Genomic DNA, 6,561 nt, shown 5'->3' with positions numbered 1-6,561 from the left:
GGAGCGACCGCGGCGGAAGCTGACTTTCAGGGCCGCGTAGATCGCCAGCATGTCGAGGCCGAAGAACCCTGCCACCGGCCAGAAACCCATGCGCCAGGCCCAGATCGAGACGACGAGCGAGACCGCGCAGCAGCCCGTCATGACCACCCGGAAGCCGAGCCGGCTCAAGGATTGATGGGGCCGGATCGTCGCGGTGAAGACGGGCCGGTCGATCGTGTCCGGATCGAGCCCATAGGGATGGACGGAAGGATTGCCGCTCGCCATGCGATCCATATAACGCGCCGATGTCCGCCAGAAAGACTCCCACTCCCGTGACGGATCGCTCCGGTGGCGATACCGCAATCCGGGCGACGGCGCCGTCCCGGGCCGCGCCCAAGGGCGCATCCAAGGGCACTTCCAAGGGCGCTTCCAAGGGCGCTTCCAAGGGCGCTTCCAAGAAAGCGGATCCGGTCGTCTCGAAGAGCGCGCTGAAGAGCGCGGCCGCGGTCCGCCGTGGCGGTCCGATCGGGACGGCACGCTCGGGGCATGGCGACACCGCCCCCGAGGCGGTCGATGTCGCCACCCTCGCCGAGATCTTCCGCCGCTTCCACGCGGCGGAGCCGGAGCCGAAGGGCGAGCTCCACTACGTCAATCCGTTCACCCTTCTGGTCGCCGTCGTGCTCTCGGCCCAGGCGACGGACCGTGGGGTCAACCTCGCCACAGGGCCGCTCTTCGCGGTCGCCGACACACCCGAGGCCATGCTGGCATTGGGCGAGGACCGGGTCCGCGATTTCGTTCGGACGATCGGGCTGTTCAACACCAAGGCGAAGAACGTCGTCGCCCTCTCGCGCATGCTCGTGGAGCAGCACGGTGGCACGGTGCCGGCGAGCCTGGAGGCCCTGCAGGTGCTGCCCGGCGTCGGCGCCAAGACCGCGAGCGTCGTCCTGAATATCGCCTTCGGGGTTCCGCGGATCGCCGTCGATACCCATATCTTCCGGGTCTCGAACCGGATCCCCCTCTTCGTCGGCTCGACCACCGATAAGGTCCAGGCCGGTCTCGAGGCGCTGGTGCCGGAACCCTACCGCCGGCACGCCCATCATTGGCTGATCCTGCACGGCCGCTACACCTGCAAGGCGCGCAAGCCCGAATGCCCGCGCTGCCTCATCGCGGACCTCTGCCGCTACCCGTCCAAGACGTCCGCCTGACCGGTGGATCCTGGGCGGCGGCGCGACCGCGAACCGCGTTCCGGCTACGTCCGGAGCGCCCTCCGCAATCCCGCCCTGCAGGCTAACGCGTTGTGCTGGAAGCCCGCTTCCGCTAGTTTGGCGGCCGGTCGCCGGGGCCCTTGGGCAGAGGCCGTCCGGCGGCCCGACCTCGCGTCCGGTCGCCGCGCCGCGGATTCCTCCCAATCGTCGCGCATCAGGAGCCTCGGCCCATGGACTTCCTCAAACCACGGTACACGCCTATGAACCGCCGCCGTCGCATCTACGAGGGCAAGGCGAAGGTCCTCTACGAGGGGCCGGAGCCCGGCACGCTCATTCAGCACTTCAAGGATGACGCGACGGCCTTCAACGCGAAGAAGCACGAGGTCATCGACGGCAAGGGCGTCCTGAACAACCGGATCTCCGAGTTCGTCTTCCAGCACCTCAACGACATCGGCGTGCCGACGCATTTCATCCGCCGGCTCAACATGCGCGAGCAGCTGATCCGCGAGGTCGAGATCATCCCCCTCGAGGTCGTGGTGCGCAACGTCGCGGCCGGCTCGCTGGCGACCCGGCTGGGCCTGGAAGAAGGCACCCAGCTGCCGCGCTCGATCATCGAGTTCTACTACAAGAACGACGCGCTGAACGACCCGATGGTCTCCGAGGAGCACATCACGGCCTTCGGTTGGGCGACGCCCCAGGAGATCGACGACATCATGGCGCTGGCGATCCGCGTCAACGACTTCCTGTCGGGCCTCTTCCTCGGCGTCGGCATCCGACTGGTCGACTTCAAGATGGAGACCGGCCGCCTTTGGGAAGGCGACATGATGCGCATCGTGGTCGCTGACGAGATCTCCCCGGATTCCTGCAGGCTCTGGGACATCAAGTCCTCCGACAAGCTCGACAAGGACCGGTTCCGCAAGGATCTCGGCGGCCTGATCGAGGCCTACACCGAAGTCGCCAAGCGGCTTGGGATCATGTCGGAGAACGAGAAGGTCCAGGGCAGCGGCCCGCGCCTCGTCCAGTAAGTCAGGCGGGTGGGCGGCGCAGGTGCGTCGGCCCCGCCTCCGGAAAGCCCGGCCGCAGCCGGGCGTGGGTCGAGAGGTCCGGATCGAAGCCCGGGTGATAATGGGGGTCCTGCACCAGTAGCGGCCCCCATCGCTTCTTCAGCGCCGCGATCTCGCGCTGGTGGCGGGCGCGGGCCTCCGGAGTCCAGCGGCGACTCGCCGCCTCTCGGTGGTGCAGAACCGCTCCGGGGACCAGCAGCGTGCGATAGCCGGCCGCGTTGAGGCGCAGGCAGAGATCGACATCGTTGAAGTCCACCGCGAAGGCCGCCTCGTCGAAGCCGCCGGCCGCCCGGAACTTGTCCGCTTCGACCGCCAGGCAGGCGGCCGTGACCGCGGAGACCGCGTGCGTGACGCGCAACGCCGCCAGATAGCCGGACGCGTCCCCCGGGAAGTGGCGGTGCCCGTGAGTGACAAGGCCGCCGGTCCCGAGCACGATGCCGCCGTGCTGGATCCGTCCCTCGCCGTCGAGGAGCTTGGCGCCGACGGCGCCGACATCCGGTCGGAGGGCCTCACGGGCCATCAGAGACAGCCAGTCGGGCCGGAACGCCTCGACGTCGTTGTTGACGAAGACCAAGAGCCGGCCGCGGGCGCGGGCCGCGGCCGCGTTGTTCATGGCGGCGAAGTTGAACGGCCCGGGACAGGGCACGACATGCCCCCTCCCCTCCCCTTCGAAAGCGCGCAGAAAGGCGAGAGTTTCCGGCTCGCGACTGTCGTTGTCACAGACCAGGATCTCGATCGACGGCCAGTCGGTGCAAGACCGCAGGCTTTCGAGACAGGGGCGCAGGAGATCCAGGCGATCGCGGGTCGGCACGATCAGGCTGGCCAGGGGCCGGGTCTCGGGAAGGGGATGTTCGACCTGGACGAGGCTGTCGGGCCCCACCGCGACCCGGACGGCCGACCGCCCCGTTCGGTCCAGGTGATCCCGCACGATCGCGTGATGGGACGCGGGGCCCTCCGCGCCTTCCGGCGGCGGGACCGGACGTCCGGCGCGCCGCACGGACAGAAGCTCCGGGACATGGCCGATCGCGCCCGGACCGAAGCGCTCGGCAATCCGGAACGCGGCCTCAGCCGGGCTTCGGGGCGCGGCGGCCGGGTCAAGGGCGCTGCCGCGACAGGCCAACACGGGCCCGAGATAATCGAATGCCACGAGCCGGTCGGCGTCGAAGACCGGTGGCAGAAGCGGCACCACCACACCGCCGATCCGCTCCTGCACGAGGGCATCGCCATAGAGGGCTTGGAGGTCGGGCTCCGCGGCGAAGCGGGCGGCGATCCGCTCGGGTGCGCCGGTCACGAGGATGCCGTCACCGATCAGACGGATTGCGTCCCCCGGACCGGCCGGCGCCGGCGGGAAGCGGTCGAGAATCGCGGGCGGCAGTGAAAGCCGGTGGTCGATTCCGATCAAGGCCGCGAGCGCTTGCCGGGCCCGCAGGCGCTTCCCCATCAGGCGCGCCCGCACGATGGCGGCCGCGGCCCGGGGGTGAACGAGGATCTGCCGGGCTGTCCCCAAAAGCGTGCGCCAGGAGCGGCGCGGCGATCCGTGATACGGGCCGCCTTCACGGCCCGATGCCCCGTCCGACGGCGTCATTCCAAGTCCTCGCCGAAGGTCGTGACCGACAGGGCGGGATGGTAGAACGGATCGTGCCGGATCACGGCGCGCCAGCGCTCGGAGAAGCGGGCCGCCTCCTGCTCGAAGCGCGTGCGCTTGGCACCGACGGAGGGACCGCGGCTGACGGATTCGAGATGGGCCAGGGTCGCGGCCGGCGTCCAGATCGTCTTCCAGCCGGCGGCCCCGAGGCGCAGGCAGAAATCCACGTCGTTGAAATCGACCGGGAAGGACTCGGCGTCGAAGCCCCCCACCGCCAGATACTTGTCGCGCGCGACGGCAAGGCAGGCGGCCGTCACCGCCGAGACCTCGTGCGCCACACGCAGCCGGCCGAGATGGCCCGGCGTGTCCCCGGGCCGGCGGCGCAGGATATGGCCCGCCCGACCGCCGAGGCCGACGACGACGCCGGCATGCTGCAGTGTGCCGTCGCCGTAGAGAAGCTTTGCCCCGACGGCGCCGACATCCGGCCGGCAGGCCTGCCGGACCATGGCTTCCAGCCAGCCGGGCTCCAGGACGGCGACATCGTTGTTCAGGAGCACGACGATCGCGCCCGACGCCGCGGCGACGCCGGCATTGACCATCGCGGCGAAATTGAAGGGTTGAGGGTCCATGAGGATCCGCACGCGCGGATCGTCGCGCAGGCTTGCGTAGTGATCGAGCACCGCGGGATCGGTGGAACCGTTGTCGACGATGATCAGCTCGATCGCCGCATAGGCGGTCTCGTGGAGCACGCCGCGGCAGACGCGGGTGATCAGGTCCAGGCGGTCGCGCGAGGGAATCACGATGCTCACCGGCGGCGCCGGATCCGGAAGCGGCCATTTCAGGTGAACGGCGCCGTCGTGGATCTCGGCACGGAGCGAAGGCCACCCGGATCGACGCGCGTCGAGGGCTGCCGCCCGGGCGGACGTGTCGAGCCCATCGCCGATGGTGCGGGTGAGAATCCGCGGGACATGCGCCACCCGCGCGGCGCGGGTCGTCGCGGCGGCCGCGATGGCTAAACCGATCTCCTCCATCGGGCCGACGGGGCGCCCCGGACTTGCGGAGAGCCACGTCTTCGACAGGAGCAGGGGAAATCCCGGATAGCCCGTCGCCAGGGCAAGATCCGGACTCCAGTCCGGCTTCAGCTGCGGGCGACCGTCGGGGCCGATCGCGTCGCCGTAGGCGATGTCCGCGTCCGAGAGGGTGGGGGCCAGCAGCGCCAGGGCCTCGGGCTCCAGGACGTCGCCGGGGCGTAGCAGGCACAGGGCGTCCGCATCGCGGAGAAGATCGTCGAAGCCGGCAGTATCGTCCCAGGCACGGTGCGACACGGGCCCGTCCTCCGATGGAGGCGGCGCGCCCGACCATGCGACCGAGACCCACTCTGGCCGGTGCGTCTGCGCGGCCAGCGCGTCGCGCGCGGCGCCCAGCACCGCCGCCTCGCCGGGTCGCGCGAGCAGGAGACAGCCGATCCGCAGCGCGGAGGGTGGAAGGCCGGCGGGCCGGGATCGGGCAGCGGCCCAGGACGGGAAGCGGACCATCGGCGTCACCGCGCAGGTGCCGCGCAGGATGTCCCGGTAGCGCCGGTCCGAGCCGCGGGCGCGCTCGTAGAGCGCGGCGAGGCAGCGCCAGGGCCGGCGGAGGAGACTTTGTGCGAGCACCCCGGCCTCGTGCCGGGCACCGACCCGCTCCAGAGCGAAGTCGGCACCGGCGGAGAGGCGGATCTCCCGCGCATCCGAGGGGATCAGCCCCAACCAGTGGGCGAGTCCCTGAGAGGCGCCCGGCAGGACGAAATCCTGAACGGCATCGTCCGGACCCCGCAGGACGCGGAGGATCGGGCGCCGGGGTGGCGCCGCGGGATCGCCGCTGTAGCTCAGTACGATCCAGCCGACAGGATGATCGGGGAGCACGAGGCGGCGGTCGTATTCGGGATCGGCCACCGGTTCGAGGCGAAACCGTGTCGCCCGGCCGAGCCAGATCTCGCCGTGACCGGTCCTCGCAATCAGTCGGTTCGGATCGCCGAAGCGTGCCGCGGCGTCACTGGGCAGCGTCGCCTCCGCCGGCGGGTGCTGCGGCGACCGCCGGTTTCCGGCGGCGCGGCTTCGCAGCGGCCTTCCCGGCCCCCTTGCCGGCGCCGACCCCCACCGCGATGTCGTACTCGGCCGTCATCGCGGCAGGAACCTGTAGGTCATCGGCGACGACCGTGGCGAAGCCCTGGGCCTCACCCGGTCCGACCGTGACGCTGACCCGCTCGGCGCGGCTTGAGACGACCTTGCCGTTGTAGCGGATCTGGAACGTCACCGGCACATCGAACCGGCCCGGCGCGCCGGCCGGCCCGAGCAGGACGTTGACCTCCGCGCCCACCTTGACGGTGATCGAGCCGTCCTGACGCCGCGTGCATTCGCGGGCAAGCCGAGCGAGGGCGTACTGGGTGCGCACCGTATCGCCTGCAAGGGTTCGCGAGGCGGCGGCACCCTCGACGACCTCCACCGGAGGGCAATAGGGCGGATCGAGGGTTTCGGGCTGCGACGGCGGCACCGTCGTGCCTCCGTACTTGAACAGGTTGGAGAAGATGTTCCCCTCCTCGGCCCGACACGGAGCGGCAGCGGCGAGGGACAGGGCAAGCACGAGACCGCCCCGCCGGAGCAGGGCGTTCGGCAGCCGGGTGGCGCCCGGGGACCGCGTCGGAGTCCTGTCTTGAAGTCCGATCATCGCACGGCTCCCGAGCGGCACC

The 6,561-nt window shown here is 70.5% G+C and carries 6 protein-coding genes (1 of these 6 cut by a window edge); 2 read left to right on the top strand and 4 right to left on the bottom strand.

Annotated features, from left to right (window positions below; translation table 11 throughout):
- A protein-coding gene (locus tag ABC766_RS21905; protein WP_043387564.1) for a DUF2244 domain-containing protein crosses the window boundary here: on the bottom strand, positions 1–264 show its 5' portion. It extends 258 nt beyond the left edge of the window; the window shows 264 of its 522 coding nt (coding positions 1–264); its start codon is at positions 262–264; the stop codon falls past the left edge of the window.
- Between the two features lie 239 nt (positions 265–503).
- On the opposite strand from ABC766_RS21905, the gene nth reads away from it, so the two are divergent.
- Positions 504–1,184 carry an endonuclease III gene (gene nth, locus ABC766_RS21900; protein WP_053610817.1) on the top strand — a complete coding sequence of 227 codons (681 nt, stop codon included), beginning with the start codon at positions 504–506 and terminating at the stop codon, positions 1,182–1,184.
- A 230-nt stretch (positions 1,185–1,414) separates the two neighbouring features.
- Positions 1,415–2,209 carry a phosphoribosylaminoimidazolesuccinocarboxamide synthase gene (purC, locus tag ABC766_RS21895; RefSeq protein WP_043350657.1) on the top strand — a complete coding sequence of 265 codons (795 nt, stop codon included), beginning with the start codon at positions 1,415–1,417 and terminating at the stop codon, positions 2,207–2,209.
- Between the two features lies 1 nt (position 2,210).
- On the opposite strand, the gene ABC766_RS21890 is transcribed toward purC, so the two are convergent.
- From ABC766_RS21890 to ABC766_RS21880, 3 genes are all read right to left on the bottom strand, one after another.
- Positions 2,211–3,833, bottom strand: coding sequence for a glycosyltransferase (locus ABC766_RS21890; RefSeq protein ID WP_345819473.1), 1,623 nt, complete (start codon positions 3,831–3,833; stop codon positions 2,211–2,213).
- Complete coding sequence (locus tag ABC766_RS21885; protein ID WP_342143159.1) at positions 3,830–5,767, bottom strand: glycosyltransferase family 2 protein; 1,938 nt, start codon at positions 5,765–5,767, stop codon at positions 3,830–3,832. Before ABC766_RS21885 ends, ABC766_RS21890 begins: the two co-directional genes overlap by 4 nt.
- 97 nt (positions 5,768–5,864) lie before the next feature.
- Entirely contained in the window at positions 5,865–6,539 is a 675-nt protein-coding gene (locus ABC766_RS21880) for a hypothetical protein (protein WP_278305879.1), read from the bottom strand.
- Between the last annotated feature and the right edge of the window lie 22 nt (positions 6,540–6,561).

Source organism: Methylobacterium fujisawaense, assembly GCF_039619325.1.
Taxonomy (GTDB): Bacteria; Pseudomonadota; Alphaproteobacteria; order Rhizobiales; family Beijerinckiaceae; genus Methylobacterium; species Methylobacterium fujisawaense.
This window is presented reverse-complemented; position numbering and strand designations above follow the sequence as displayed.